The 26,229-nt window shown below is 60.9% G+C and carries 28 protein-coding genes; 10 read left to right on the top strand and 18 right to left on the bottom strand.

All coding sequences use genetic code 11. From position 1 onward, the window contains the following. The first annotated feature begins 100 nt into the window (after positions 1–100). From BM344_RS13185 to BM344_RS13175, 3 genes are all read left to right on the top strand, one after another. Positions 101–1,465, top strand: a complete 1,365-nt coding sequence (locus tag BM344_RS13185) for a fibronectin type III domain-containing protein (RefSeq protein WP_228143646.1) — start codon at positions 101–103, stop codon at positions 1,463–1,465. A gap of 99 nt (positions 1,466–1,564) precedes the next feature. Then, entirely contained in the window at positions 1,565–1,801 is a 237-nt protein-coding gene (locus BM344_RS13180) for a hypothetical protein (protein ID WP_091991193.1), read from the top strand. 2 nt (positions 1,802–1,803) lie between these two features. After that, on the top strand, positions 1,804–3,147 hold the full coding sequence (locus BM344_RS13175) for a sensor domain-containing protein (protein ID WP_228143654.1): 1,344 nt from the start codon (positions 1,804–1,806) through the stop codon (positions 3,145–3,147). A 22-nt stretch (positions 3,148–3,169) separates the two neighbouring features. Here the strand turns inward: BM344_RS13175 and BM344_RS13170 are convergent, their stop codons facing one another. The 7 genes from BM344_RS13170 to BM344_RS13140 all read right to left on the bottom strand — a co-directional run bounded on the left by BM344_RS13170 (position 3,170) and on the right by BM344_RS13140 (position 7,793). Continuing rightward, on the bottom strand, positions 3,170–3,598 hold the full coding sequence (locus BM344_RS13170; protein ID WP_091991188.1) for a DUF7282 domain-containing protein: 429 nt from the start codon (positions 3,596–3,598) through the stop codon (positions 3,170–3,172). Positions 3,599–3,703: 105 nt separating this feature from the next. Continuing rightward, the gene (locus BM344_RS13165) at positions 3,704–4,477 is read right to left on the bottom strand and encodes an anti-sigma factor (protein WP_091991185.1); all 774 of its coding nucleotides are present in this window, start codon (positions 4,475–4,477) and stop codon (positions 3,704–3,706) included. Next, positions 4,474–5,082 carry a sigma-70 family RNA polymerase sigma factor gene (locus tag BM344_RS13160; RefSeq protein WP_091991182.1) on the bottom strand — a complete coding sequence of 203 codons (609 nt, stop codon included), beginning with the start codon at positions 5,080–5,082 and terminating at the stop codon, positions 4,474–4,476. Before BM344_RS13160 ends, BM344_RS13165 begins: the two co-directional genes overlap by 4 nt. Positions 5,083–5,260: 178 nt before the next feature. Next, positions 5,261–5,647 (bottom strand): cupin domain-containing protein, encoded by a 387-nt coding sequence (locus tag BM344_RS13155; protein WP_091991179.1) that lies wholly within the window; start codon positions 5,645–5,647, stop codon positions 5,261–5,263. A gap of 108 nt (positions 5,648–5,755) precedes the next feature. Continuing rightward, entirely contained in the window at positions 5,756–6,109 is a 354-nt protein-coding gene (locus tag BM344_RS13150; protein ID WP_091991176.1) for a DUF1428 domain-containing protein, read from the bottom strand. 14 nt (positions 6,110–6,123) lie between these two features. Beyond that, positions 6,124–6,483, bottom strand: coding sequence for a YciI family protein (locus tag BM344_RS13145; RefSeq protein WP_091991174.1), 360 nt, complete (start codon positions 6,481–6,483; stop codon positions 6,124–6,126). A 77-nt stretch (positions 6,484–6,560) separates the two neighbouring features. Then, positions 6,561–7,793 carry an RNA polymerase sigma factor gene (locus tag BM344_RS13140; RefSeq protein ID WP_091991171.1) on the bottom strand — a complete coding sequence of 411 codons (1,233 nt, stop codon included), beginning with the start codon at positions 7,791–7,793 and terminating at the stop codon, positions 6,561–6,563. 90 nt (positions 7,794–7,883) lie between these two features. Here BM344_RS13140 and BM344_RS13135 point away from each other — a divergent pair, with 90 nt between their 5' ends. Then, the gene (locus BM344_RS13135) at positions 7,884–8,555 is read left to right on the top strand and encodes an SDR family oxidoreductase (protein ID WP_091991168.1); all 672 of its coding nucleotides are present in this window, start codon (positions 7,884–7,886) and stop codon (positions 8,553–8,555) included. A 19-nt stretch (positions 8,556–8,574) separates the two neighbouring features. Here BM344_RS13135 and BM344_RS13130 read toward each other — a convergent pair whose 3' ends face one another. The 6 genes from BM344_RS13130 to BM344_RS13105 form a co-directional block, all read right to left on the bottom strand. Beyond that, a complete protein-coding gene (locus tag BM344_RS13130) occupies positions 8,575–9,435 on the bottom strand; it encodes a LysR family transcriptional regulator (protein WP_091991166.1) in 861 nt (286 codons plus the stop codon). Continuing rightward, entirely contained in the window at positions 9,429–10,439 is a 1,011-nt protein-coding gene (locus tag BM344_RS13125; RefSeq protein ID WP_091991163.1) for a phosphonate dehydrogenase, read from the bottom strand. Before BM344_RS13125 ends, BM344_RS13130 begins: the two co-directional genes overlap by 7 nt. Positions 10,440–10,448: 9 nt before the next feature. Then, positions 10,449–11,279, bottom strand: coding sequence for a phosphonate ABC transporter, permease protein PhnE (gene phnE / locus BM344_RS13120; RefSeq protein WP_091991159.1), 831 nt, complete (start codon positions 11,277–11,279; stop codon positions 10,449–10,451). 8 nt (positions 11,280–11,287) lie between these two features. Continuing rightward, positions 11,288–12,151, bottom strand: coding sequence for a phosphate/phosphite/phosphonate ABC transporter substrate-binding protein (phnD, locus tag BM344_RS13115; protein ID WP_091991157.1), 864 nt, complete (start codon positions 12,149–12,151; stop codon positions 11,288–11,290). Then, positions 12,148–13,017 carry a phosphonate ABC transporter ATP-binding protein gene (gene phnC, locus BM344_RS13110; RefSeq protein WP_091991154.1) on the bottom strand — a complete coding sequence of 290 codons (870 nt, stop codon included), beginning with the start codon at positions 13,015–13,017 and terminating at the stop codon, positions 12,148–12,150. Before phnC ends, phnD begins: the two co-directional genes overlap by 4 nt. A 128-nt stretch (positions 13,018–13,145) precedes the next feature. Next, positions 13,146–14,156, bottom strand: coding sequence for an AraC family transcriptional regulator (locus tag BM344_RS13105; RefSeq protein ID WP_091991152.1), 1,011 nt, complete (start codon positions 14,154–14,156; stop codon positions 13,146–13,148). 89 nt (positions 14,157–14,245) lie between these two features. Between BM344_RS13105 and BM344_RS13100 the strand changes: the two genes are divergently transcribed. Both BM344_RS13100 and BM344_RS13095 read left to right on the top strand, forming a co-directional pair. Further along, positions 14,246–15,859, top strand: coding sequence for an FAD-dependent oxidoreductase (locus BM344_RS13100; RefSeq protein WP_091991149.1), 1,614 nt, complete (start codon positions 14,246–14,248; stop codon positions 15,857–15,859). A gap of 58 nt (positions 15,860–15,917) precedes the next feature. Beyond that, complete coding sequence (locus tag BM344_RS13095; RefSeq protein ID WP_091991146.1) at positions 15,918–17,576, top strand: acetolactate synthase large subunit; 1,659 nt, start codon at positions 15,918–15,920, stop codon at positions 17,574–17,576. 10 nt (positions 17,577–17,586) lie between these two features. On the opposite strand, the gene BM344_RS13090 is transcribed toward BM344_RS13095, so the two are convergent. Continuing rightward, positions 17,587–18,477 carry a mechanosensitive ion channel domain-containing protein gene (locus tag BM344_RS13090; protein ID WP_167363248.1) on the bottom strand — a complete coding sequence of 297 codons (891 nt, stop codon included), beginning with the start codon at positions 18,475–18,477 and terminating at the stop codon, positions 17,587–17,589. 144 nt (positions 18,478–18,621) lie between these two features. Beyond that, positions 18,622–19,929: a short-chain fatty acid transporter gene (locus BM344_RS13085; protein ID WP_091991144.1), complete on the bottom strand. Its 1,308-nt coding sequence runs from the start codon at positions 19,927–19,929 to the stop codon at positions 18,622–18,624. Positions 19,930–20,163: 234 nt separating this feature from the next. Between BM344_RS13085 and BM344_RS13080 the strand changes: the two genes are divergently transcribed. Then, complete coding sequence (locus BM344_RS13080) at positions 20,164–21,843, top strand: NAD-dependent malic enzyme (RefSeq protein WP_091991141.1); 1,680 nt, start codon at positions 20,164–20,166, stop codon at positions 21,841–21,843. A 47-nt stretch (positions 21,844–21,890) separates the two neighbouring features. Here the strand turns inward: BM344_RS13080 and BM344_RS13075 are convergent, their stop codons facing one another. From BM344_RS13075 to BM344_RS13065, 3 genes are all read right to left on the bottom strand, one after another. Then, positions 21,891–22,223, bottom strand: coding sequence for a DMT family transporter (locus BM344_RS13075; protein WP_091991872.1), 333 nt, complete (start codon positions 22,221–22,223; stop codon positions 21,891–21,893). 129 nt (positions 22,224–22,352) lie between these two features. Continuing rightward, positions 22,353–23,378 (bottom strand): DUF2235 domain-containing protein, encoded by a 1,026-nt coding sequence (locus tag BM344_RS13070; RefSeq protein WP_091991138.1) that lies wholly within the window; start codon positions 23,376–23,378, stop codon positions 22,353–22,355. Then, positions 23,353–24,126, bottom strand: a complete 774-nt coding sequence (locus BM344_RS13065; RefSeq protein ID WP_091991136.1) for an SGNH/GDSL hydrolase family protein — start codon at positions 24,124–24,126, stop codon at positions 23,353–23,355. The genes BM344_RS13070 and BM344_RS13065 overlap by 26 nt, the downstream gene beginning before the upstream one ends. A 395-nt stretch (positions 24,127–24,521) precedes the next feature. Between BM344_RS13065 and BM344_RS13060 the strand changes: the two genes are divergently transcribed. The 3 genes from BM344_RS13060 to BM344_RS13050 all read left to right on the top strand — a co-directional run bounded on the left by BM344_RS13060 (position 24,522) and on the right by BM344_RS13050 (position 26,159). Continuing rightward, positions 24,522–25,034, top strand: coding sequence for a DUF6882 domain-containing protein (locus tag BM344_RS13060; protein ID WP_208603434.1), 513 nt, complete (start codon positions 24,522–24,524; stop codon positions 25,032–25,034). 80 nt (positions 25,035–25,114) lie between these two features. Beyond that, complete coding sequence (locus tag BM344_RS13055) at positions 25,115–25,630, top strand: hypothetical protein (protein WP_139229644.1); 516 nt, start codon at positions 25,115–25,117, stop codon at positions 25,628–25,630. 94 nt (positions 25,631–25,724) lie between these two features. Beyond that, complete coding sequence (locus tag BM344_RS13050; RefSeq protein ID WP_139229608.1) at positions 25,725–26,159, top strand: hypothetical protein; 435 nt, start codon at positions 25,725–25,727, stop codon at positions 26,157–26,159. Positions 26,160–26,229: the final 70 nt, after the last annotated feature.

The raw sequence follows: 26,229 nt of genomic DNA, 5'->3' as shown, positions 1-26,229 counted from the left end.
ATCCGGAACCAGAGCGCATATAACCAAAAACCGCCGCTGTAAGATTTGCCCATCGTAGTCAAATAATTGGTGCAAAAAGATGTCATATCGCGGCAAAAAAATGTCTAAGCAGGGAGTGCTGATGTTGTCCATGGCGCTGCTGCTGTCAGGCTGCGGCTTTGACTTATCCGAAAAGGATACCAGCGCCAACAGCACGACGGCCGATCCCGGTGTCCAGATCGCAGGTTCGGCGGTAAAGGGTGTGATTCAACGGGGCCTGGTGGTGGCCAATCGTCTGATTGCCGACAAGGACGGTTACTATGCCCCTCAGCGCCAGGCCTCCAAGCCTGTGTTGACTGCAGACGACGGCAGCTACACCTGGCAGCTTCGTGGCAAGGCCGACGGCTGGGCGCTGGTGGAGCTTACCGCGGATAATAACACGCGGATGATCTGCGACGTCGTGCCCGGCTGTGATCAGCCCGGCGGCGAGACGGTCGCCTTCGGCCAGGGTATGCCGGTGGACAGCAGCTTTGCCCTTCGCGGTGCCGGGGACCTGAAACTGGAAACCGTTAACCTCACCCCCTTGACCCACCTGGCAGTGACCCTGGCAGAGCGTGGCGCGGACGGTCTTTCTCCGGGAGCTATCTCCGGCGCCTATACCACGGTAGAGAACTGGTTTGGCCTGCCCGCCGGCGCCCTGCGGCTGACGCCGCCGGATCTGACCCGTCTTGACGAGATGACCAGCGTTTCCGCCGACGCCATCCAGGTGGCCATTGCGAACGCCGCCTTCCTGGCCCTGGTCAACGACAACAGTCAGTGGAATTCCATTTCCGACGTACTTGCGGATGTCACCAGCCAGATCCGCGCCACCGGTCAGATCAGCATTATGGGCGACGGTACCAACGTGGCGCTGGCCGACCTGATCAGCGCTGCCGCCCTGCAGTCGTCTGAACTCCAGGCTGTGGTGAGCTCCAGCGTGATCAGCCAGAAGCTGGTGGTGGTTGAATACCGGAACGTAACCCGGTTCAAAACCATTGACGAGGTGGATGGCGGTGAAACCAGTGTTGCCGATTCCGGCAGTAGCACCGACACAGGTAGCACCACCGAAACAGGCAGTACCACAGAAACAGGCAGCACCACAGAAACCGGCACGGAGTCTGGCACCGGATCCACCACAGGATCAGGCACCGGGGAAACCGCCACCACAGAACCGACGATCCCCGCCAATGCTGCGCTCCTGAGCTGGACAGCGCCCCTGACCCGGGAAAATGGCGAAAGCCTCAGCATGGGTGAGATTGCAGGCTACGAAGTGGTCTACGGCACCAGCCCCGAGAACCTGGACCAGAGCCTGGCCATTGGCGATGCCTCGGTTGATGAACTGCTGGTGGATGAACTGGCTGAGGGTACCTGGTACTTCGCCATCCGCACCCTCGACACCGATGGCAACCGCAGCCGGCTGTCCGAGGTTGTCTACAAGCAGATCTGAACCTTATGAAAAAGGCAGCCACGCCGCCCCGGGCGTGGCTGTCGGCCTGCAACTATCCTGCTACTATGTCAGTGTCCGTTGTCTGATATTGAGTTCATAGTGGCCACTTCCGATGATCGTTCCGCGCTCCTTGAGACCATTCCCGATGTCCGGGACGGACTGACCCGCACCGAGCGCGTGATTCTCTACGTATTGCGTGAGACCCAGCGGGAGCTGGGTGGCCGCAACGTGCCCACGGCGATGCTCTATGGCCGGGTGCTGGAATATGCCGATATGAGTGAAAGGGAGCTTCATCTCTATCTGGACCGGCTCGGCGTGAAGGGGGACGGCCGTTGAAGGTGGATGCAAGCGCGTTTTACCCGAAGCTCGTAAACCTGTTGCTAGACACCGTCTTCGCGGTGGATGAGCACGGTGAGATCGTGTTTGTCAGTGAAGCCTGCGAACAACTGCTGGGCTATACGCCTGAGGAAATGATCGGCACCCGGGTGCTCAGTTACCTGCACCCGGATGATTTTGAGCGCACCCGGGCTGCCGCTGAGCGGGTGATGTCCGGTCAGCCCCACATTGATTTCGAGAATCGATACCTGCACAAGGCCGGGCACGTGGTTCACATTCTGTGGTCCGCGCGCTGGTACGAGGAAGACCGCCTGCGGATCGCCGTGGCGAGGGATGTCACAGCGCTCAGGCGTTCCAACAAAACCCGGGATGCGCTGTACCGCATCTCCGAGGCGGCCCACGAGGCACCGACCATCCGCGCCCTGTGCGACGGCGTGCGGGGACTGATTGGCGAGCTGTTTCCCGAGTCCGCCTTCTTCCTGATTCTCCAGGACCCGGATACCGGCGCGCTCAGGTCGCCCGACTGGCACACCGCCGCCGACTGGACCGATCAGGCGCTGACACCGGGCACCGGCCTGGCCGACGTTACCCTGGCCAAACGCTCATTGTTGGCAACTGTAGACCCGGCAACGCCGGGCGTTGGCATTGCCGACACGGATGGCGCCAATTGGCTCGGCGTGCCCATGACAGTGGGGGAGCGATTGCTGGGAGCCCTGGTGATTGAAACCCGGGAGCCTCGCTCGGGTTACGACCGGGGCGATCAGGATTTGCTGCAGTTCGTCGCCACCCAGGTGGCAACGGTGGTGGATCGAAAACGGGCAGAGGAGCGCCTCCGATTCCTGGCCCACCACGATGGATTGACCGGTTTGACCAACCGGGCACTGTTCTACGATCGCCTGGAAACCGCGCTGCGCTCTGCCAATCGCCATGAAAACCGCATTGCGCTTCTGTTTCTGGATCTCGACGGCTTCAAGGGGATCAACGACACCCGCGGACACGAGGCGGGGGATCGCATCCTCGTTGAGGTGGCCCGTCGTCTTGAAGACGGCACCCGGGATACGGACACGGTGGCCCGAATGGGCGGGGACGAATTTACTGTACTGCTCACCAACATTGGTGACCGAAACGACGTCGAGACGGCAGTCAGCAAACTTCGAGAACTTCTGACCCTGCCTGTGGATCTGGGCGGGGAGTCCATTCGCATCGCCTGCAGCATTGGCGTGGCGATGTATCCGGAGGATGGGACAACAGCGGGGGAGTTGCTTGGTCGCGCCGACACCAACATGTACGCCGGCAAAAGGCCTGACCGCAAGGGCCAGGCCCCGGCGCACGCGAACGGCCGCTAACAGCCGTTCAGCGTTGGCTGGCTCACTTTGCTGTGATGGTCGTCATCACCAGATTGCCATCCTTGCGGATCGGGCCGTCTTCCTTGGCACCCAGGGTGTACTCGAAAATCCCTGTTTTCATGCCGCCGGCCTCACTGTGCACCATCAGCATCAGCATATCGCCGGGCATAACGTCCTCGGTAAGGATGGCTGCCACGTCCATGTTCTGGCCTGCGCGAAGCGGCGCATGGGCAACCACGGGACCGGGCTTCATGGCTTCATCGGTTCTGTGAACAACCAGCCAGCCATTATCTTCGGCCACCACTTTGCGGGCCGAGACCACGCCATTGGCGACCGACTGATCGTTACTCCATACGCCGGCCTTGTGCTCACCAGCAACGGCTGCGCCGGCGGTCAGACTACCAGCGACCAGGGCAGCCAGAAGGGTAGACAGTTTCACGTGCTTGTTCATGGAATTCTCCTTATCTGTCAGTGTTTCCCATTCCCGTTTTCGGAAGCAGGATACTGGCAGCTACGGAGCAGGAGGCGCAGGGTTTCAGCCACCTGATAAAAATTTTCAGGGTGTGGCGTTACCCGCCCCCGTGCCGGCCGGGTACAGGTAACCATGAATGGCCGGGCCCGTGGGCTGGCCGGTGGGAGAGCCTCCGGGCGGCTCCAGGCTGATGCCGAAAGTAGCGCGCTTGAGCAGCGCCGGGTCGTATTCCTTCAGGGCGTCGTCGCTCAGTGTGAAGCCATCCCCGAGAACGCCCACAGAGCGGGGGTTGGGGCCCAGTTCGTCGTCTTTGATCCAGAGCTGATAGGACTTGTCCTGCCGGGGCTCGGCAGTGATTGGCCGGATATCCAGCCGACGGTTCTGAAGATCCACCGACAGCAGGAAAGCCGGTTGCTCATCGTTGTGCTGGAACACCGCGACAAACGACTGCGGGGAGGGCGTCGGGGCTGGCTGGAACACCAGCACGGCCACCAGGACCAGCGCCGCCGCCGAGGCAAGGGCGGTACTCAGGCGCCAGTTGCGAAGCTGCCTGCGCAGGGTGACCACATTGCTCTCGCCAGGGCTTTGGACAGTGGTCTTGGCGGAGTTCGCGGCCGCGGGCTGATCCGCCCCAAGCTGATCCAGCGCTTTCTCGATCCTGGGGAACAGCTCGGGCGATGGCTGCACCTCCGGCGTTTCCTCGGCCAGGCTACCCAGGCGTTCCTGCCACTGCAGGATCAGGTTGTCGAGCTCGGTGTCGGTTTGACGACGCTTCTCAAGGTCGTCCCGCTCGTTCGCTGGCAGCGTGCCCAGAACGAACTCGGCAACCAGCATGTCCAGGTCGTCTCGTTCAGTCATGGTTCCAGGCACCTTTTGATCTGTTTCAGGGCACGGTGCAGCCAGGTTTTCACCGTATTCACCGGCTGGTCAAAGTGGCTTGCCAATTCCTCGCGGGACCAGCCGTTCAGGTAGGCCAGGCGCACCATATCCTGGCGGTCTTTTTCCAGCTCGTCGATGCACCGGTTCAGGTGATTCACCGCCTGCCGGCCCTCCAGGTGCTCCTGGGCAGTGGCCTGTTTTCCCGCCAGGTCGTCCAGCTCATCGCTGGTGGTGGTGCGCCCGGTTGGGTGTTTGCGCAGTTCATCAATGGCCTTGTTACGAGCCACCGACACCAACCAGGTAATGGGTGAGGAACGGCCGGCATCGAACTGCTCGGCTTTCTGCCAGATATTCAGATAACTTTCCTGCACAACATCGTCCGCCCAACCCCGGTCTCTGAGGATACGCAACACGGTACCCAGAAGTTTCGGTGCGGTCTGCCGGTATAGCTGTTCGAAGGCCTGACGGTCCTGGCGGGCGACCCGGGCAATCAGTGAGGCCACCTGTTCGGGCGTCGCCAGAGCTGCTGCCGGCTGCTGGCCCTCAGATGGGGTGTTGAAAGGCGGATTAGGGTCAGACTTCATGGGGCCCCGGGCGTTGGTGTCTGATCAGAAGAGTACTGGTTGGCTGTCTTCTGCTCAACACCAAATTCCAGTCACCCGAAATCTGGCCGGTTCGGCAGGTTGCATAGATTGGGGAGCGAGCCGAAGAGGGCCGCGGGGCGAAAGCACGCAGTCCCGCAGCCCTTATGCTGCCGGCGCGTCAGCCAGTGACTTGCCTCCCGATATGGTCGATTACTTCGCCGTGCTCGTGCTGGGGACTGAACATCACGATGTCGGTGTCTTCTTCCGCCCTCACACTGTGACCGGGCGGCCAGTAGAACAGATCACCACGACGGGAGGTTTCTTCCGTGCCATCGGAGAAGATGGCGGTAATCGCACCGTTGATCACATAGCCCCAGTGTGGGCTCTGGCAATTGTCGTGCTCAAGGCCGTGCAACAGCTCGGTGATATCGGTGCCGGCGCCAAAGGAGAAATACTCAGCGCCAATCTTGCCGTAGCCCGTAACATCGCCAAAGTCGGTTTTCTGGCGGGCTATGGCACCGGGTGAGTCGATCCGAACAGGTATATCTTCTTTTGCAATGTGCATAAAGAATACCTCCGTGTCGATTGATGGCAGGGCAGAACCCACTGCATGCTTACGTCGGGCCCGCCCTGTCAGTCAAGGTAGCACAGATCGCTCGATGCCGTGACCGGGTTACGCGTCAACAACCACGGAGAAGCCGCCGTAGATGAGTCGCTTGCCGTCAAACGGCATGGGGTTAACGTCCGGGTGCAGGCGGGGGTCCTCCATGATCCGTGGCATAGCCTGGTCTCGCACCTCCTTTGACGGCCAGAACAGCCATGCAAACACCACGGTTTCATCGGGTTTGCACTTTACCGCCATGGGGAACGAAGTTACCTCCCCCTCAGGAACATCATCGCCCCAGCACTCCACCATCTGCAGGACGCCGTGTTCCTTGAAAACGACAGCAGCATCGCTGGCGTGCTTGATGTATTTCTCCTTGTTTGCGGTTGGCACAGCGGCAACAAATCCGTCGACATAGCTCATGGTTATTCTCCGTTTCAGTCTTTCGGCGGCAGCTCCCGCGCTGGCCGCACTTCAATACTCCCGAAGCGGGCCGGCGGGATACGGCTGGCCAGTTGCACCGCTTCGTTCAGGTCATGGGCGTCCAGCAGGTAGAAGCCGGCCAGTTGTTCCTTGGTTTCAGCAAACGGGCCATCAGACACTAATACGTCATCTTCGCGGACCCTCACTGTCGTTGCTGTCTCCACCGGTTGCAGGGGCTGGCCGGTAATGAACTTGCCCTGATCGATCAGGCGCTCCACGCCGGCCACGCATTCCTGATTGAGGTCGTGCCATTCCTGCTCGGTCATGGCGTTGATAATGCTCTCCTGGTAATACACCAGGGCAACGTATTTCATGGGTGATCCTCCGTTTCTTGGTGGTGTTCTGAGAGGTAGTCGTATGGCTGGCGCGGAAATCGACAGGGGGTAAGAAATCAGGGTGATTTTTCGAGCTCTGCCAGTCTGCGCTCAAGAAACCGACGCTCGGGCCCCTGGGACACGAGCGCAAGAGCCCGCTGGTACGATTGCCGGGCGTCTTCGGTATGGCCGCTACGGCGTTGCAGGTCGGCGCGAGCCGCGTGAAACAGGTGATAGCCGGCCATCGCCCGCTGGCCCATCAACGTCTCCAGCATTTCCAGGCCGACAGCGGGTGAGTCCCGCATGGCAACAGCCACGGCCCGGTTCAGCGCAATCACCGGTGATGGTTGCTGCTGGTAGAGCGCGTTGTACAGGCGGACAATGCGGGCCCAATCGGTTTCTCCGGGAGTATCGGCGTCTGCGTGGACAGCGGCAATCGACGCCTGCAGGGTGTACGGTCCGGTCGGTGTGCGGTCCAGAGCGGCTTCGAGCCAACGAAACCCGGAATCGATGCTGGCACGATCCCACAGGGAGCGGTCCTGATTTTCCAGGGTAATCAGGTTGCCCCCGGCATCCTGGCGGGCCTTATCCCGGGACCTCTGCAGCAGCATCAGGGCGAGCAGGCCAAACACTTCCCCATCCGGCAGGAGTCGGGCCAGTACTTCGGCCAGGCGAATGGCCTCGGAGGAAAGCTGAACATCAACAACCTGATCGCCGTCGCTGCGGGAATAACCCTCGTTGAATACCAGGTAGATTACCCGTAGAACGCCGGGCAGGCGTTCGGGCAGTTCCTTCGCCTCAGGCACCTCATAGGGAATGCCTGCGTCCCGGATCTTGCGCTTGGCCCGGACAATCCGTTGGGCCAGGGTGGCGGGTTTCTGCAGCAGGCCGCTGGCCACCTGCTCGGTGGTCAGCCCGCACATTTCGCGCAGGGTAAGGGCAATTCTGGCGTCCAGTGAGAGGGCCGGGTGGCAGCAGGTGAACAGCAACCGGAGTTGATCATCATTGATGGTTTCTTCATCGGTCTCGGGATCGTCGGTCTCGGGTTCGGCTACGAGGTGGGAATAGCTGCGCGCGGTCTGCGCTTTGCGAATCTGGTCGATTCCCCGGCGTTGGCCGGTGCGTATGAGCCAGGCGGCAGGATTATCAGGAATGCCGTCAACTGGCCATTGTCGAACGGCGGCGGCAAAGGCCTCCTGCATGCACTCTTCCGCCAATGAGAAATCCCCAAGCAGGCGGATCAGGGTGGAGAGCACCCGGCGTGACTGTTGCTGGTAGATTTGCCCAATCCATTGGTCATCGGTAATCATCGTGGTATCCCGTTTTCGCGGCCCGAAAGGTGAACGGCCGCCCGGCGTTTCTCGTACTCGACAGTCTTTACCAAAACGCAGGAGGTTTCCATGACAGACAAGAGAACCGTAATCATCACTGGCGCCAACCGGGGCATCGGTCTGGAGCTTGCCCGCCATTACGCGGGCGAAGGCTGGCAGGTAATCGGCGTGTGCCGCCAGTCCTCCGGCGAGCTCACTGAGGTAGCAGCCCGGGTAATTGATGGCGTGGACGTAACCACCGACGCGGGCATTCGCAAGCTCACCAGCGAACTTGATGGCCAGAGCATCGACCTGCTGATCAACAACGCCGGCCTGCTCCAGGACGAAAAGCTCGGCAGCATCGATTTCGACTCCATTCGTACCCAGATGGAAATCAACGCCTACGCTCCCTTGCGGGTGGCCGAGGCGCTGGTCTCCCTGATTCCCTCAGGAGGCAAGATTGCCAACATCACCAGCCGCATGGGCTCCATTGCCGATAACGATTCGGGCGGCCGCTACGGCTACCGCGCCTCCAAGGCGGCCCTCAATGCCTTTGGCAAATCCCTGGCCATGGACCTGAAGCCCCGTGGTATTGCCGTGGCCCAATTGCACCCGGGCTACGTTAAAACCCGAATGGTGAACTTCGGCGGCCTGATTACCCCGGAGGAGTCTGCCAAGGGCCTGGCGGCACGCATAGAAGGACTTACCCTGGAGAACACCGGGTCGTTCTGGCACAGCAATGGTGAAGAACTGCCCTGGTAACCTGCCCCAGGGCAGAGAATCAGTGGCAGAGCTGGCTGACAAAGCTTGTGACCGGCGGGTGGTTGGCGAAGGCCTCCGGACACACCACCATCAGGTGCTTGGCCAAGCCCGGAGCGCTGACCGGTATCGCCCTGAGGCTGCCATTGCGGACTTCTTCCCGCACGCAGGCTGCCAAAACCAGTGAGATGCCCAGACCAGCCTTGACGGCCTGTTTTACGGCTTCCGTGCTACCCAGTTGCATGGAAACGCTCGGGAAGGGTCCGTTCGGCCCAAAGAATTCCGCAAGCACCCGGCCGGTGCCTGTGCCGGGTTCGCCGCCCAGTAGCGTCATGCCCGCCAGCGTTTCCCGGTCAATTTCGGTCAGGTTTTCGGCCGGATGATCCGGTGGCACGATCAGTACCAATTCTTCCTGGCGCCAGTTCATTGTCCGGAAACCAGGTGTTGGCTGCCACCACTCCACGACGGCTACATCCAGCTCCCCATTGGAGAGCTGGCGGGCAATCGCCGGGTTGGTGTCGATCACCAGATCCACCGCCGGCGCTGAGGGCGAATCCCGGAACGCTCGAATGCTCGGCTGCAACATGTAAATGCCGATGTTGGAACTGGCGCCTACCCGAATGCCGGAGCCGTGAACCGCCTCCCGGGCCTGCCGGTCCAGCCGGAGCATGCTGTCGGCGAATGGAACCAGTGCCAGCGCAGCGCGAGTGGGCTCGCAGCGGGCTTTGCCACGAAGAACGAGCATTACGTCGAGCTGCTGCTCCAGCTTCTGGATGTGTTGGGACAGCGTGGGCTGGGCAATCCCGAGGCTGTCTGCTGCGGCCTGAAAACTCCGGTGGCGGACCAGTGACAGAAAGCTCCTGAGCCAGACCAGGTTCAGCATGCGGTGCCCTCGCCGCCGGCAGGCGTGTTGATGGCATCCATTGGTCGCTCGCCGGCAAGGGCCTGCAGGATGTTATCGGCGGCGCGGTGTTCAATGGCCCGGCGCACTTCCCGAACGGCCGAGCCAATGTGCGCGGTGAACAGCGTGTTGGGATGGGACAGAAGGGCAGTGTTAATCTGCCGTGGCCGGTCGGCCCGGGCCCAGTCCTCCATCTCGAAGACATCTGCGGCATAGCCTCCAAGCTGCCCGGATTCCAGTGCCACCGACACGGCCTGTTCGTCCACCACCGAGCCGCGACAGGGGTTGACCAGGAAGGCGCCAGGTTTCAGCTGTGCCAGGCGGTCGGCGTTGATGGTGTGGAGCGTGTGCTCGTTCAGGGCCAATGCCAGGATAACAATGTCTGCACGAGCCAGCAGAGCCTCCAGGCTGACCCGGCTGACGCCCAGCTGAGATTCCTTCGCCGCATTCAGCGCTTCGGGTTGCGCGTAGAGCAGCTCTGCGCCCCAGCCTCGGAACCGACTGGCCACGGCCTGGCCGATGGCGCCCATGCCGACAATGCCGATAGTGCTGCCTTCTACTCCAAGGCCATAGAACCTCGGTTGCCAGCCCCGAAATTCGCCGGAGCGGACAAATTCGTCGGCCCCACGCACCTGGCGGGTCAAACCAACCGTCAGGCCAATGGTCAACTCCGCCGTGGGCACCGTCAGCAGGTCGGGCACAAAAGTGAGCCACACGCCGTGGCGGGTACAGGCTTCCACGTTGAAATTGTCAAAGCCCTTTAGGGCTGCGCCGATGACTTTCAGGTTCGGGCAGGCCCGCAGGAATTCCTCCCCGACGGTGTCCGGCATGAAGGCCATCATGGCGTCGGCGGTGGCCACGCGGGCGCGCACCGAATCTGCCGGCAGGGTGGCGTTGGACTGATTAGTGACCAGTTCACAGTGGTGTGCCAGTTTAGAAAGAACGTCCTCGTGCACCCGGTGGGTTATTACAACTCTGGGTTTCATCCATTGTCCTTACTTGAAGCGTTTTCGCAGATGACCGCTGAGGCTGTCCACCAGGGTGACCATCAGCAGGATAACAATCAGAATGGCACTGACTTCCTGGTACTGCATGATGCGCAGGGAACCCATCAGCTCAAAGCCAATACCGCCGGCGCCCACCATGCCCATCACGGTGGAAGCCCGGAAGTTGTATTCCCAGCGATAGATCGAAACATCGGCAAACTGAGGCAATACCTGGGGCAGCACCGCATGCCAGAGCACCTGAAGCCTGGTTGCGCCGGCGGCATCGGCGGCTTCAACCGGAGCTTCATCCACATGTTCGATGGCCTCGGCAAAGAATTTGCCGACCATGCCAATGGAATGCAGGCCCAGGGCGAGTACACCTGGCAGGGCACCAAAGCCAACGGCGGCAACAAAAATGATGCCCATAATCAGCTCGGGCACCGAGCGCAGGCCGTTGAGCAGGGTGCGGGTAACGTGGAAGACGGCCGGGTGAGGGGAAGTGTTGCGCGCCGCCAGGAAAGCCAGTGGAACCGACGCGGCCACCGCAATGGCGGTGCCGGCAATGCTCATGGCCAGAGTGTCGATCAGTGGCGCCACCCAGTTCATGATGTTGGTGAAATCCGGCGGCAGGGACTCGCCGAGCAGAGTGCCAATGGCCGGTACACCGTTAGCAAGTGTGGTGAAATCGAGCAGCCCCACGTACCAACTGGCAACAACAATCACCGCCAGAACAAGGCTTGCCCGCATGAGTTTCTTCCGCCAGCCCCGGGCATGATCATCCAGAACGGAGGCTGACGGCGCCGGCGACAGGGTCGCCGGGTCCGTCGTGGTCTGTGTCATCAGACTGCTCACATCTTCGCGAAGTCGAGGTTCAGAAGGCCACCCATGCGGCGGATGACGTCGTAGTCGGAATCGCTGATGGCGGCAAAACTTTCGGCCTTGAGGTTGTTGAGGATTTCCTCATCGTCAATGCTCAGGAAGGCGTTCCGCACCTTTTCCTTCAGCTCCGGATCCAGATTCGAGCGCATGGCCCAGGGGTATTGCGGGAACTCACCGCTGTATCCCAGAACCCGCACCTTGTTACGGTCGATCAGGCCGCGGTCCATCACGTGCTCGAAGATAACTTCCGACAGCCCGCCGGCTTCGGCATTGCCGTTGGCTACGTTCACCGCAACCGAATCGTGGGAGCCAACAAAGTGGGCCTCGTAGTCGTCACCGGCTTTAAGACCTGCATTCTCCAGAAGCACGGTCTTGGGAATCAGATGGCTGGACGTTGATGCGCGGTCGCCATAGGCCATCTTCTTGCCCTTGATGTCGGCGTAGGACTCTACTCCCGAATCGGCGTTGGCAATGATGATGGAGCGGTAGGTGGGCTTGCCGTCCACCACCATGGCGGCAAAGGGCTCAATGTCGCTCTTGCTCTTGGCCATAACGTAGGAGAGCGGGCCAAAGTAGCCCAGATCAATTCGCCCAAAGCGCATGGCCTCAATCATTGAGGAGTAATCGGTGGTCACAATCAGCTCGATTTCCTTACCGAGTGTGCTTTCCAGGTAGTCTTTCAGGGGCTGGTTACGCTTGATCAGCGCGGAGGCGTTTTCATCCGGGAGCAGGGCGACTTTCAGGACATCCGGGTCAGGGTCCGCAGCCATGGCCTGCGTATTGAAGCCTGCGATCAGACACAGGGCCATCAAGAGGTTGAGTATTGGTTTCATCGGGCTATCTCCAGTTTCTTGGGTTGGGATGTGGCGGTTTTCTGGGTGGTCGGGTGGATGAACGCAGCCGGTGACGCCGGCGACTGGCCATGGCCGGCCGCGGGGTTTTCCTGCTGGTGGTAAATCTGGTTCAGGTGCTCCTGCCGCAGCAGGGCAGGTGCGGCGTCAAACACAATCTGGGCGTTGGCCAGCCCGACAATGCGATCGGCAAATCGGCGGGCGTATTCCAGCTGGTGCAGGGAGATCACCGCGGTAATGCCGTCTTCGCGGCAGATATCCCGTAGCAGGCCCAGGACCCTTTCCGACGTTGCCGGGTCCAGGCTGGCTACTGGCTCATCGGCCAGGATCATCGACGGCTGCTGGGCCAGGGCGCGGGCAATGCCCACCCGCTGTTGCTGCCCTCCGGAGAGCTGGTCTACCCGGGCCAGGGCCTTGTCTGCCAGCCCCACCCGCTGCAGGCAGTGATAGGCAAGTTCCAGATCGGCTCTTGGCAGGGGCAGCAGGCTTCGCCAGGTACCGTGATAGGCCAGTCGGCCGGTAAGAACGTTCTGCAGGGCGGTGTGGCGTTCAATAAGTTGATGATGCTGGAACACCATGGCGGTACGGCTGCGGTGCTGTCGTACTGTGCGGCGGTTATCCAGTACGCCGAACTCGGTCGAAACTACCTGCCCCGACGTTGGTTGTACGAGGTGATTGAGGGACCTCAGCAGCGTGGACTTGCCAGCGCCGGACAGGCCCAGCAGCACGGTAAATTCGCCCTTGTGGAACTCGATGGTGGTGGGCTGCAGAGCCAGGACATTGCCAGGGTAGGTGACCCCCATATCCTTGATGCGCAGCATGGTGTGTTGGGGAGAAGCGGGTGTCATAAGATCACCTTTTGCAATGAATAAGCGCGCTTGATTGCGACTTACAATGCAAAGGTATGCCCGGCAGGTGACAGTGCCGTGTCACCGAGGTGACAGGTCAGTGATCTTTCTGTTGCAGTTCGATTGCTCTAGTTATGTGTCCGCTGCTTGCGCCAGCGCACCGGCGGCAGGCCGGTCCAGCGCTGGAAAGCGCGGTAAAAGGTGCTGACTTCGGCAAAGCCCAGGGCTTCGGCGATCTCAGGCAGGGGTGTATCGGTGCTGGCCACCGCATGCAGTGCCCGCTCGCGCCGAACGTCGTCCAGCAGTTGGTCGAACGTGTGGCCCTGATCTTTCAGGCGTCGGGCCAGGGTGCGTTCGCTGATGCCCAGAGCCGCCGCAGCGTCTGCCCTGCGGGGTAGCACCGGCCCGATTCGGGCAGCCAGCCAGCGCCTGAGTTCGGGCGCCGAGGCGCTGTTCATGGACAGCGCTGCCAGGCGCGCGGTGGTATAGCGCTCATGCAGCTGGGCCAGTTGCGGGTCGGCCTGGGGCAGGGGCTGATCCAGAACGGCGTTGTCTACCAGGATGCCACTGAAGGCCTGCTCGAATTCCACCGGGCAGTGAAACACCGTTTGATAACCCGCCAGAGGCCCAAGCCGTGGCTGGCTGAATTGCACCCGCGCTGGCTGCATGCGGGTGCCGGTCACCCAGCTGCCAAAACCCACCACCGACGCCAGCACCGCCTCAATCTGATGGGGGCTGAACGCCAGCCGGCCCTGGCGAGGATGGTACACCAGCCAGGTGGCGGCATTGCCTGCTACCACCTGGAAACGGCCGCCATCGGAGATCAGCCGCTGGAAGCGCTGCACCATCACAATGGCCTCGCGCAGCGTGGCCGCGGACTGGAGCGCGAACCCCACGCCGCTGATGCTCATGGGGGAGAACTCCGCGCCCACCTTCAGGCCGAAGCCCGGGTCTCCGGTGCAGCGTTCCGCCGCATGCCAGAGCCGGGTGATGTCATCAATGGGCCAGCGTTCCAGCTCATTGGCGGAGGCTGGGATGCCTGCCTCAGCAAGCAGGTGATCGGCCGTTACCGAGAGTCGCTCCGCCGCGCTGATCACCGTATTCACCCAGCCAATGGAAACCGTGGCCTCTAATGTCAATTTTTCTGGCCTATGAGGTCAATTTTAAAGCCATGGTAGCGGTATATCTTTGACGCTGACAACAACAACGTGGCGAGCGGATTCAGATTATGGCCAAGACACTCTCTTCGGACATTGTGGTGATCGGAGGTGGCCTCGCGGGCATTGTAACGGCGCTCGAGGCGCTGAGGGCGGGCAAATCCGTCACCCTGGCCGACCGGGATACCCCCGAGAGAATCGGTGGCCTGGCCCGCTGGGCCTTCGGCGGCATGGCCCTGGTAGGCACCCCGCTTCAGGCACGAATGAAGATCGCCGACACCCCCGAGATCGCCCTGCAGGACTGGCTCAGTTTTGCGGAACTGTCTGAAGACGACGAATGGCCGCTGCAATGGGCCCGCTATTACGTGGAGCATTCCCGTACCGAGGTTTACGACTGGCTCCGCAACGAAGGCATCAAATTCCTGCCGGCGGTTAACTGGGTGGAGCGGGGCCGGTTTGGCGACGGTAACCGGTTGCCCCGCTACCATGTGGTCTGGGGCACGGCCAGGGAACTGGTGTCTTGCCTGATGGCCGCGCTTCACCGCGAAAACACGGCAGGCCGGCTGACTCTGCTGCACGGGCACCGCATCACCGCGCTGGATCACCAGGCCGGCCGCGTGTGCGGGGCCCTGGCGATCAACGAAGCCGACGGCGAGGAAGTGACCTTGGCGGCGCCTGCAGTCGTCATGGCCACCGGCGGCATCAACGGCAGCCACGAGGAATGCCGCGCCAACTGGCCGGCGGATCGCCCGATGCCCACGCAGATGCTGAACGGCGCCCACCCTTACGCCGACGGCCGCATGCATCACTGGGTGGCCGACCATCTCAAAGGGCAGATTACCCACGCCGGCGAAATGTGGAACTACGCGGCGGGGTTCGCGCACCCGTACCCGCATTTCCCCGGCCATGGGCTTTCCACCATCCCCTGCAAATCCGCCCTGTGGCTGAACCACCGGGGCGAGCGCATTGGCCCCGAACCTCTGGTTACCGGGTTTGATACCCACTGGCTGTGCCAGCGGGTGGCCGAACAGGAAAAACCCTGGACATGGCACCTGCTCAACTGGCGCATTGCCGCCAAGGAGTTTGCCATTTCCGGTGCCGAGCACAACGCCCGCATTCGCGACAAGCAGTTCCCTCAGTTCGTGAAAGAGCTGCTGCTGGGCAACCACAACCTGGTTCGGCAGATGCAGCACGAAAGCCGGGATTTCCTGGTGGCAGACAGCCTGGCCGAGCTGGCGGGTAAGATGAATGCGCTGACCTGTTCCCACGATGTCAGCCCGGCAACGCTGCAGGCCACGGCGGATGCCTTCGATGCCAACTTCACCAACGGCACCAGCCTGCACAACGACGCCCAGATCCGCATGATCCAGCACGCCCGGGAATGGAAGCCAGACCGACTTCGCACCTGCAAGCCCGCGCCGTTACAGAAATCCGGTGCCGGCCCCTACATTGCCATCCGCATGCAGCTGATTACCCGCAAGAGCCTGGGCGGCCTGCAAACCGATCTGCAGAGCCGCATCCTGAACGCCGGGGGCTCGCCGGTGCCAGGCCTGTACTGCGTGGGCGAAGCGGCCGGTTTCGGCGGCGGTGGCGCCAACGGCAAGCGCTCCCTGGAAGGCACCTTTTTGCCCGGCTGCATCCTGACAGCCCGGGCGGCGGTACGCGCCATTGTGGCGGGCGGCTGAACACCATGGCCGGCGTACTTAACCGAACACTCGAATTTTCAAAGGCGGGAGAACAACAATGACAAACGGCGCACAAGCCCTGATGAAAACCCTGGTGGATGCCGGCGTGGAGGTGTGCTTCAGCAACCCCGGCACCAGCGAGATGCACTTTGTGGCGGCCCTGGATGACGAGCCGAAGATGCGGGCCGTGCTGGCCCTGTTCGAGGGGGTGGCCACCGGTGCTGCCGACGGCTACGCCCGCATGGCCGACAAGCCGGCCGCCACCCTCCTGCACCTGGGCTGCGGGCTGGGCAACGGCCTGGCCAACCTGCACAACGCCCGCAAGGGCAAGGTGCCGGTGCTGAACATTGTGGGCGACCACGCCACCTACCACGTGAAGTACGACGCCCAGCTGCAGTCAGACATTGAGACCGTGGCCCGCAACGTCTCCCCGGGGTTTGTGCGTACCGCCAAGAGCACCGAAACCCTGTGCCAGGACGCCGCCGAGGCCATCGCGGCCGCCCGCACCGCACCCGGCCAGGTGGCTACGCTGATCCTCCCGGCCGATGTCTCCTGGGGCGAGGGCGGTGTGCCCAGCGCGCCTGTGGCGCCGCCAACACCTGAGCCCGCGGACGATGCCACCGTGGAAGCCATTGCCAAGGCCATTCGCTCCGGCAAGAAGACCGCGCTGCTGATGGGCGGCCACTCCCTGCGGGAGCCAAGCATGCTGGCAGCCGCCAAGCTGGCCGCCCACAGCGGCGTAACGTTGCTGGCGGAAACCTTTCCCACCCGCATGGAGCGGGGTTCGGGGCTACCCTACATTGAGAGGTTGGCCTACCTGGCCGAACTGGCCACGGTACAGCTCACCGATGTGGAACAGCTGATCCTGGTGGACGCCAAGGCGCCCGTCTCGTTCTTTGCCTACCCCGGCAAGAAGAGCTATCTGGTACCGGAGTCCTGCGAGGTGCATACCCTGGCCGCGCCGGACCAGGACATCCTGGCCAGCCTCAACAAACTGAACGAGGCCGTGGGCGCCAGCCAAGCCCAGCCGGTGCTGCAACCGGCCAAACGCCCGGGCCGCCCCCGCGGCAAACTCACTGCTGAAAAAGTCTGCAAGGCCGTGGGCGAGCTGATGCCGGAGAACGCCATCATTGTGGACGAGGGCATCACCTCCAGCCTCATGCTCTCGGTGATGACCGCAGGCGCCCCCCGCCACGACATGCTCACCCTCACCGGTGGCGCCATCGGCCAGGGCCTGCCCAACGCCGTGGGCGCCGCCGTGGCCTGCCCGGACCGGCCGGTAATCGCCCTGATCGGTGATGGCACCGCCATGTACACCATCCAGGCCCTGTGGACCATGGCGCGGGAACAACTGAACGTTACCTCCATCATCTTCAACAACGCCTCCTACTCGGTGCTGAACATCGAGCTGGAGCGGGTGGGTGCTGAGGAAGTGGGTAACAAGGCCAAATCCCAGCTGGACCTGCGCGGCCCGGTGATCAACTTTGCGGAAATGGCCAACGGCATGGGTGTGCATGGCGTGCGCGTGCACAGCGCCGAGGAAATGGCCAAGGCTCTGGAATACGCCCAGCGCATGCCGGGGCCGCATCTGATTGAGGCGATGATTCCGGAATCTCTCAGCGGCGTGAAACGCCGGGTGCTGCCCTGGATGCTGCGGGCGTTGCCAAGCCTGCCGGTGTCGGTATCGCGGGCGCTGAAGCGCAAGCTGGCGCCCTGAGTAAACTGGCCTAAGCGTCGTCCTCGCCGTTGTCTTCCGTGCGCTCTCCGGCTTTCTTTTTTGAGAAGTCGGCGTTGGAGAAGACTTCGGAGAGGATGGCCTGCTCGATGTAGCTGCGCTGGCCGGACTTGGCTGGCAGCCGCACCACCAGATGGATTTCGCTCGCGACCGGCGCCTGGATGGTCACCCTCGGGTCCACCGATGGCACTTCCAGCCCCCGCGAGACGCCCACTTTCTTCATGTATTTGCGCACTGCCTCAAGGTAGGGCGCACACTGCCTATTGGCCGCCTCCAGTAGCGCCTTCTGGGCACCCTGCCAATCGTCCTCGCGCTTGAACGGCACGGTGAACACGTGGAAATCCCAGTGGTCAGTGAAACTCTCGTTAATCACCGGTTCCGAGACAAACAGGGCATTGGGCAGAACAATCATCCGACCCGTTCGTTGATGCCCTGTTTTGCCTGGCCCCACCTCCAGGATGGTGGTGGCCAGCAGGGTCTGGTCGATCACGTCGCCCCGGAAATCCTTGATCTGTATCCGATCTCCCAGGTTGAACGAGCCAGCGCCGCTTTTCAGGATGGCCCCGGAGATGCACAGGATCAGCTCCTTGGTTGCCACCACAAAAGCGACGGCAATCGCGACAATCGACAGCGCCAGGGAACGAATCTGGTCGCCCCAGATCAGCGCCACACCCAGAACGCCGAGTAGCAGGAAGCCGTTGCGGAAGTTCACCAGCAGGCGACCGCGCAGCTCTGAGGAAGCCACGCTCCGGCGAATGAACCGGGCCGTCAGCGTCCGCATGATGATAATGGCCAGGATCAGCAGGGCCGTACTGACGAGGGGCCGCAACAGGGAAGCCGGCAGGGCCAGATTTTCCGGTATCAAAGAGATTTGTTCGAGCATGGAGCGAGTTCCTGACGTTCTGGTACGGGCCCATTGTCAGGGGAAAGCGGGGTGGTAACAAGTGAGGCTGCCCGAGGGCAAATAACGGCTTTGGTGATGCCGGTTTCCCCGGAGCACCCTGGGGCGCTCCGGGGACCGAGGGTGTTATAGCCAGGTCAGGCCGGCGCTGATGATAATGCCGGTAATGATCAACAGCATCAGGCAGTAGCCCATGATGTCCTTGGCCTTCAGCCCGGCAATGGCCAGCACTGGCAGGGCCCAGAACGGCTGCAGCAGGTTGGTCCAGGCATCACCCCAGGCTACCGCCATGGCCACCCGCGGAATATCCGCGCCCAGCTCCAGGGCCGCTGGCAGCATCACCGGCGCCTGCACGGCCCACTGGCCGCCGCCGGAGGGCACGAAGATATTTACCACGCCGGCACTGATAAAGCTCCAGAAGGGCAGGCTCTCGGCGCTGGCAATCGACACAAACCCGCTGGAGATGCTGGCGGCCAGGCCGGAGGCGGTCATCACGCTCATGATGCCGGCGTAGAACGGAAACTGGATAACAATCCCCGAACCACCCTTAACCGCCTCGTTCAGGCTGTCCAGCAGCCGCTTGGGGGTCTGGTGCAGGATGATGGCAATGAACAGGAACATGAAGTTCACGATGTTCAGGTTCAGGCCGCCGTTGTCCATGAAGTACTGGAAGATAAACGCCAGACCACTGAAGCCAATCAGCCAGGCCAGGGTGCGGCTGTTTTCCAGGTAATCGGCCGGGCGGTTGATCACCACGGAGGTGTCCGGCTCGTCGTCCAGTACTTTCGGGTCGGCGTAGATGCTGTCCCGCTCGGCCGGCAGCATCAGGCGGTTCACCAGCGGCACGATGATGAACAGGGCCACCACGATGGCCAGGTTAAAGAACGCGAAGATGGTTTCGCCGGTGCCGATGATGCCGATGGTTTGCTGGGTGAAGTGGCCCTCGGTGGCAATGGTCAGCGGAATGGAGCCCGCCAGGCCGCCGTGCCACACGATAAACCCGGAGTAGGCGCTGGCGATCAGCAGCGGGTAGTGAACGCGGATCTGGCGCGCCAGGGCCTTGGCGAACAGGGCGCCCACCACCAGGCCGAAGCCCCAGTTGATCCAGCTGGCAATCAGCGCGATGAAGGTCACCAGAACAATCGCCTGGCCCGGCGTTCTGGCCAGCCCCGCAATTTTGTTCAGGATTCCCCGCACCAGCGGCGTGCTGGCCATCATGAAGCCGGTGACCAGCACCAGCAACATCTGCATGGAGAAGGTAAGCAGGTTCCAGAAGCCGTTGCCCCACATCTCCACCACCGCCATCGGGCTGTGGCCTTCAAACACCATGGCAGCCACGAATGCCACCAGGGTCAGGATGATCACGAACAGGTAGGGGTCTGGCAGGTACTTGTCCACCAGGCTCACCATGGGTTTGGATGCTCTGTCTAGCATGCGATACCTCTTTGTTTTTTTGGGAACTTTTTGAGTGTAGCAAGCTAAACGAAAAGCACCTCATTCACCCATTAGGCTTTGGCAGTATTGTTTTTTGCCTCCATCAGGCGTTCAGATGTGAACCTTTGGCCCAGCGGCTATGCTTTTACAAAACGGTGACCGGTGGGACACGAATCGGCGACTGTGATTCGAGCCTCGCACGCCTGCATTGCCCGCCCGCATTGAGAGGTGATCATGACTGACACGGAAAAACGCCCGCTTTACATACCCTACGCCGGCCCTTCGTTGCTAGAACTGCCGTTGCTGAACAAAGGCAGTGCCTTCAGCCACGAGGAGCGCCTGGACTTCAACCTGATTGGCCTGTTGCCCCAGCACGTGGAAACCATCGAGGAGCAGGCGGAGCGGGCTTACAGGCAGTACCAGCTGTGCCAGAACGATCTCGATCGCCACATCACCCTGCGGGCGATTCAGGACGACAACGAGACCCTGTTTTTCCGCTTGCTGGAAGACCACCTGGAGGAGATGCTCCCGATCATCTACACCCCCACGGTGGGGGACGCCTGCCAGGAGTTCTCCAACATTTACCGCAACCACCGCGGCTTGTTCGTCTCCTACCCGGACCGGGAGCACCTGGACTACATCATGCACAGCGCCACCAAGCAGCGGGTGAAGGTGATCGTGGTTACCGACGGCGAGCGCATCCTCGGCCTGGGCGACCAGGGCATCGGGGGCATGGGCATCCCCATTGGTAAGCTCTCCCTCTATACCGCCTGTGGCGGCATCAGCCCGGCCAACACCCTGCCGATCATGCTTGACGTGGGCACCAACAACCAGGAGTTGCTGGACGACCCCATGTACATGGGCTGGCGGCACAAACGCATCGGCCAGAAAGAGTACGACGCCTTCGTGGCCGACTTCCTGGCGGCGGTGAAGCGACGCTGGCCCGACGTGCTGGTGCAGTTTGAGGACTTTGCCCAGACCAACGCCATGCGGCTGCTGAACAAGTATCGCGACGAAGCCTGCTGCTTCAACGACGACATCCAGGGTACCGCCTCGGTGTGCCTGGCCACGCTGCTGGCGGCCTGCAAGGCCAAGAACGAGAAAATCAGCGAGCAGACCGTGGCCTTCGTGGGCGCGGGTTCTGCCGGCTGTGGCATTGCCGAGCAGGTGATTGTCGCCATGACCAGCGACGGGATGTCCGAGCAGGAGGCGCGCAAGCGAATCTTCATGGTGGATCGGGACGGCCTATTGACCACCGATCAGGAGGGCCTGCAGGATTTCCAGAAAGCGCTGGCGCAAGACCCGGAACGCATCAAGGACTGGCAGGGCCGGGAATTGATCGACGTGGTCAAGCAGGCAAAGCCCACGGTGCTGATTGGCGTTTCTGGCCAGCCCGGCCTGTTCACCGAAGAGGTCATCAAAACGCTCCACGGACACTGTGACCAACCGGTGGTGATGCCCCTCTCGAACCCGACCTCCAGGGTTGAGGCCACACCCGAAGATATCCTGAAGTGGACCAAAGGCAAGGCCCTGGTGGCCGCTGGCAGCCCCTTCAAACCGGTGGAACTGGACGGCAAAACCTACGCCATTGCCCAGTGCAACAACGCCTACATCTTCCCGGGTATCGGCCTGGGCGTGGTGGCCGCCGGAGCCTCACGGGTGACCGATGCCATGCTCACCGCCGCCTCCAACGCCCTGGCCAAGCAGGCGCCGATTGTGCAGGGCACCGGCACCGAGCTGCTGCCGAAGCTGCGCGACATCCAGGACATCAGCCGCGCTATCGCCTTCGACGTGGCCAAACAGGCCCAGGAAGAAGGCGTGGCGCTAGGCTCCGATGACGACACCATTCGCCAGTCCATCGAGCGCAATTTCTGGCGACCGCGGTACCGGAGTTACCGCAGGCGCGCGGTTTGATGTGAGGAAGAAGGAGCCCGGCTACGGGCTCCGGTGATCGCCGCCGGTTAGTGAACGGCGGTCTTGGAAAACACGTTGATCACCGCAACACCGCCGATGATCATGGCCATGCCGATCACGCTGGCGGCATCCAGAGTCTGGCCGTAGATCAGCCAGCCGATCAGCGCCACCAGCACAATGCCCAACCCGGCCCAGATGGCGTAGGCCAGGCCAACGGGAATGTCCTTCAGGCTGATCGACAGGAAATAGAACGCCACCGAGTAACCGGCAATCACCAGCAGGCTGGGCCACAGCCGGGTGAAGCCCTCGCTGGCTTTGAGGCCGGAGGTGGCCACCACCTCGGCAACGATGGCGACACCCAGAAAAATCCAGCTCTTCAACATGCTCAACTCCTGCACCGGGTTGCTCACGCCCGCACTCACGGGCCCTGATCTGAAAACCCGCCAGTCTAGCAAACCCCACAGGCGGCAAGCCGTGCGTGAAAAACCGGATGTGCAAACAGGTATCCGTTACTCCGGCCAGATGGCGGGCCACTGGCCGTGGGCCTGGATAAACTGCTCGATGGGCTTGCTCCGGTAACCGGAATCGTACCGGGCTTTAACGCTGGGGTGCACCCAGGTGGGGTTGGTCTCCGGCGGCGGTATCTCACGCACGCGCTTGCCCAGCAGCTTGTACTTGCCCTTGTACTCGTTATGCTGCTCGGCGCTGGGGTGCGTCTGCGTGGGAAGGTGATCGTTGAACACCAGAGCCTGCTTCTGCGCCTCCTCTTTCATCCACAGCAGGGGGATATCCGCCAGGGTACGGCCCTGTTTGTCTGGCCCGTAGCCGCCGCCCACGTCGGAATGCACGCCAGCAAACCACACCTGCTCGAGATCGGTACCCTCGCGCGGGTCCCACAGCGTGGGCTCGAAATCCTCCCGCTGTTCATCCAGCGAGAGCGCATGGCGGGCCACGTGGATGTTGCTGCCGATCTTGCGGTCGTAGAACAGATCCCGATCCTTGATCAGCCCAAAAAAGGTAAAGGGCAGACCCAGTGCACCCACCGTATCCCACACGCCCACAAACTTGATGGGCGTGCGCTGCTCCACCGAATGGCGGGCCTTCCACTCCATCGAGTGATCACCGTTGGCGGTGTGCTTCTTCGTCTTGTAGAGCCGGAACGCCTCCTCGATCAGGCTGGCGTTTTCCTTCCGGAGAATACTGCAGTTATTGATCATCCCGCACAGGCTGCGGGCGGTGTAGGCGCCCCGACTGAAGCCGAACAGGAAGATGTCATCACCGGGCTCGTAGTTGTGCACCAGAAACCGGTAGCCATCCATCACGTTCTTCTCCAGCCCGTACCCGGTGGCGCCGGCGCGAATCTCATCGTGATAGGAGCCGATGCCCCAGTCATAAAACACCACCTGCTCCACTCCGTGACCATCGGTGGGCCGGATGGCGCGGGCAAACTGCAGAACATTGGTGGGGAAATCCTCGCCCAGGATCTCCTCCGGGCGGTTCCAGGTGCCATCAAAGCAGATAGCGATCCGTTTCATGGGGGTGACCTCCTGTCACATGCCTTCCTTTCAGACTATCGTCGTTTATGGATCCTGCCAGTGCCTGGGCAATATATTGGTAGCCTCGCTGCCCCGGGTGGTAACCGTCACTGGCGAGCAGCCCCGGATCGGTAATCACCGGGTAGTGCAGGTAACCAAAATCCGCCGGGGACCGCCGAGCGAGACGAACGTAGACTGTATCCAGCTGCCGTGCCCGCCAGCCCACCACGTACCGCAGCGGTGCCGGCAGCGCGGTAAACAGGTGCATGGGCGGTACGCTCAGAAGCTGCAAGGGACTGGCATAACGGACTGCCAGCCACTGGCGCAATTCGATCAACTGCCGGCGGAAACGAAAGCGGGGCGTGAATCCCGTGGTGTCGTTCACCCCCATGCTCAGCAGCACCACGTCTGCCTCCGGCAGCTCGGCTTTTTTCAACGCCACGATCAGATCACCAAGCCGAACGCCGTTAATACCAAACGTATGCCAGGCAACCGTCTGGCCCGTGCGCTCATGAATCCGCCGCGCCAACTGGCTGGCCAGCCCCTGCTCGTGGGTTTCAACACCGACACCGGCAGCCGTGGATTCACCAATCACCAGGATACGCTTCGCCGGTAACCCCAACCCGTACTGGCCAGCCCTGGGCCCCCCAGCCTCCGGCAGCCTGGGCGTGCTGCGCCGTACCCGCTTGCCCTGGTAGAGCAGCACCGGAAAGAGCAGGGCAGTGGTCAACCAGAAGGGAAGGTGCATGGTGCGGCTCCGGAGTCGTCCGTTATCAAGCGAATGGGTGCAGGGCCATATCATCGCCGTTAAGTGGACATTAATTACAGGCACCCATGATACGGTCACCCGCCCGGAGTTATACGAACGCGTTCGCAAAAGTCCGAGGCATTTCCTGAGAAATTGAGGTAACTATCTGATAGGGTTGAAATGTTAGGAATCGACGGCTGGTGTTATACGCCCATCGGGGCAGCCAGAGTGGAGTGCCTGCGGGCGTATAACTCCGATGATAGTTGTGGCAATGAGTGGGTAAGGTGCTAGTTTTGTTGGGGAATCCCCATTTTTGGGGGATTGGTTGGATGGAGTTTTACGAATGGGTGATATACGAACGCGTTCGTATAATTAGCTGTTATGTCAGAAGCTATATGAAGAAATTGACCGCTTTATTGCTGAGTATGTTTATGTCAAATGCCACCGCAGATGAGCAATGGATAGCTCAAATCACAGAGGCTCATAACTTCCTGTCGGAGCGTCAAAACGTTTTGATGGAAGATTATAAGTTGGGAGAACATGAGCGTTTCGATTGGGACCAAGATACGAGTTCACTGGTTTTTTCCAACGATGGCGTTCCCGCTGTCGTGGCCAAAGTTCAGTTCGTAGGGTCAATTTCAACCAGGTCCAACACTTGGCTGTGGTCTTGGGCCAACCCCTCAATCATCGATGAAGCCAAAGATCAAATGTACCGAGTGAGAAGCTTTGGCGAAAAGCACGGTTACGATGCGCTCACCGTTGATAAATGGGAAGGTGATGAGGTTGATGGTTGGGAAATGACCTCAATAGCGGCTTTTGTTTTGAACGCCAAAGGGGCTTATCGAACCAGTGTTGATAATGGATTCACCTACATGGTCATCACAGACATCGAGTGGGTGCAAAACTAGACATAACCAAGGGCTGCAGCGGACCGGTATTCCGGCGCGGTGCGCCTCCAAACCGGCCGCTGAGCCCAGGCGTTAGTCACATGAATGAAGGGAGTTCTATGACACCTCAAGGGATTACGGTAGTGGCGATAAAATTCTTTGCCCTTTATCTGGGGTTCAACATTCTTTGGTATGCCCCAACAATCAGCGTCTATGTTTCAACCTACACAGAGCTATTGGAAACCAGCTCGACTCAAAATTTCCTTATCTATTTGGTCGCAATTTTCATCGCCATAGGGTTAATCGCTGCGGTGGGGATGATCTTGGTTGCCAACTCGATCATTCGAAAAGTCCCAACTGACCCAATTGAAACTACTGAAGGTTTTTCTCCACAACTCCTTTTCCAGCTCATAGGTCTGTACTTCGTTGTAACGGCGCTATCCGAATTTCCCATGGCAACTCTTCAAGCTTTTCAGGGAAACACCGAACCGGTGACAAGTTCGATGTATTTTGGCGGCTCGTTGGTTCAGTTCGCGATTGGCCTTTATTTAGTCATCAAGCCTGGATCATGGCTTGGATGGTTCTCTAAAGGGGAGCGCTCGGTCCGTGCTGACTAACCAGTCAATTAAGTTCGTGCCCGGCCTATCGGCCGTCCACCGGACGCCCCTGTCGGGGCGCCGCTTATCATTGGCGTTAAATTCAGGGAGGAATATGAAACATTTTCTTTTGGCTTCTACAGTTGTTTTGTCTGCTTGCTCTGAGCCACCACCAGGCTGTGATAGTGACTTTGCCCAAATGGTTGGCGAGGCAGTTTCATCAGGGGAAATTTCCAGCGTGCTCGACATGTATTACATGGAGGGAGTCGACGAGTTCACCCGTGATTCAATTAAACGAAGCTTTGAGCGGAACTTCGAAAAAACCGTTGTTGGCACTGAGATTGTCGACTTCCCGGAAGACGGTTTGACCGAGTATGAGATGAACGGCGTACGCTACAAAATAAACCTAAAGCCCGAGAAAGAGCTCATTATTCATTTTGCAGAAGAGACGGACGGTGAGGGTGGTATACATCAGAGTTCGATGAGCCTGCCACTTGGAGAGTACGAGGGCCATTGTTACATAGCGACGGCAGCGAAAGTCTCGGATTGAATTTAACCAAGTGGTCAACGGGACGCCTACTACGCTGCGCTCCGTAGCCGCCCATTACCACCGGCGTTAT

Source organism: Marinobacter gudaonensis, assembly GCF_900115175.1.
GTDB classification, from domain to species: Bacteria; Pseudomonadota; Gammaproteobacteria; order Pseudomonadales; family Oleiphilaceae; genus Marinobacter; species Marinobacter gudaonensis.
The sequence above is the reverse complement of the archived record's forward strand: the minus strand, read 5'-3'. Positions and strand labels throughout refer to the sequence as shown.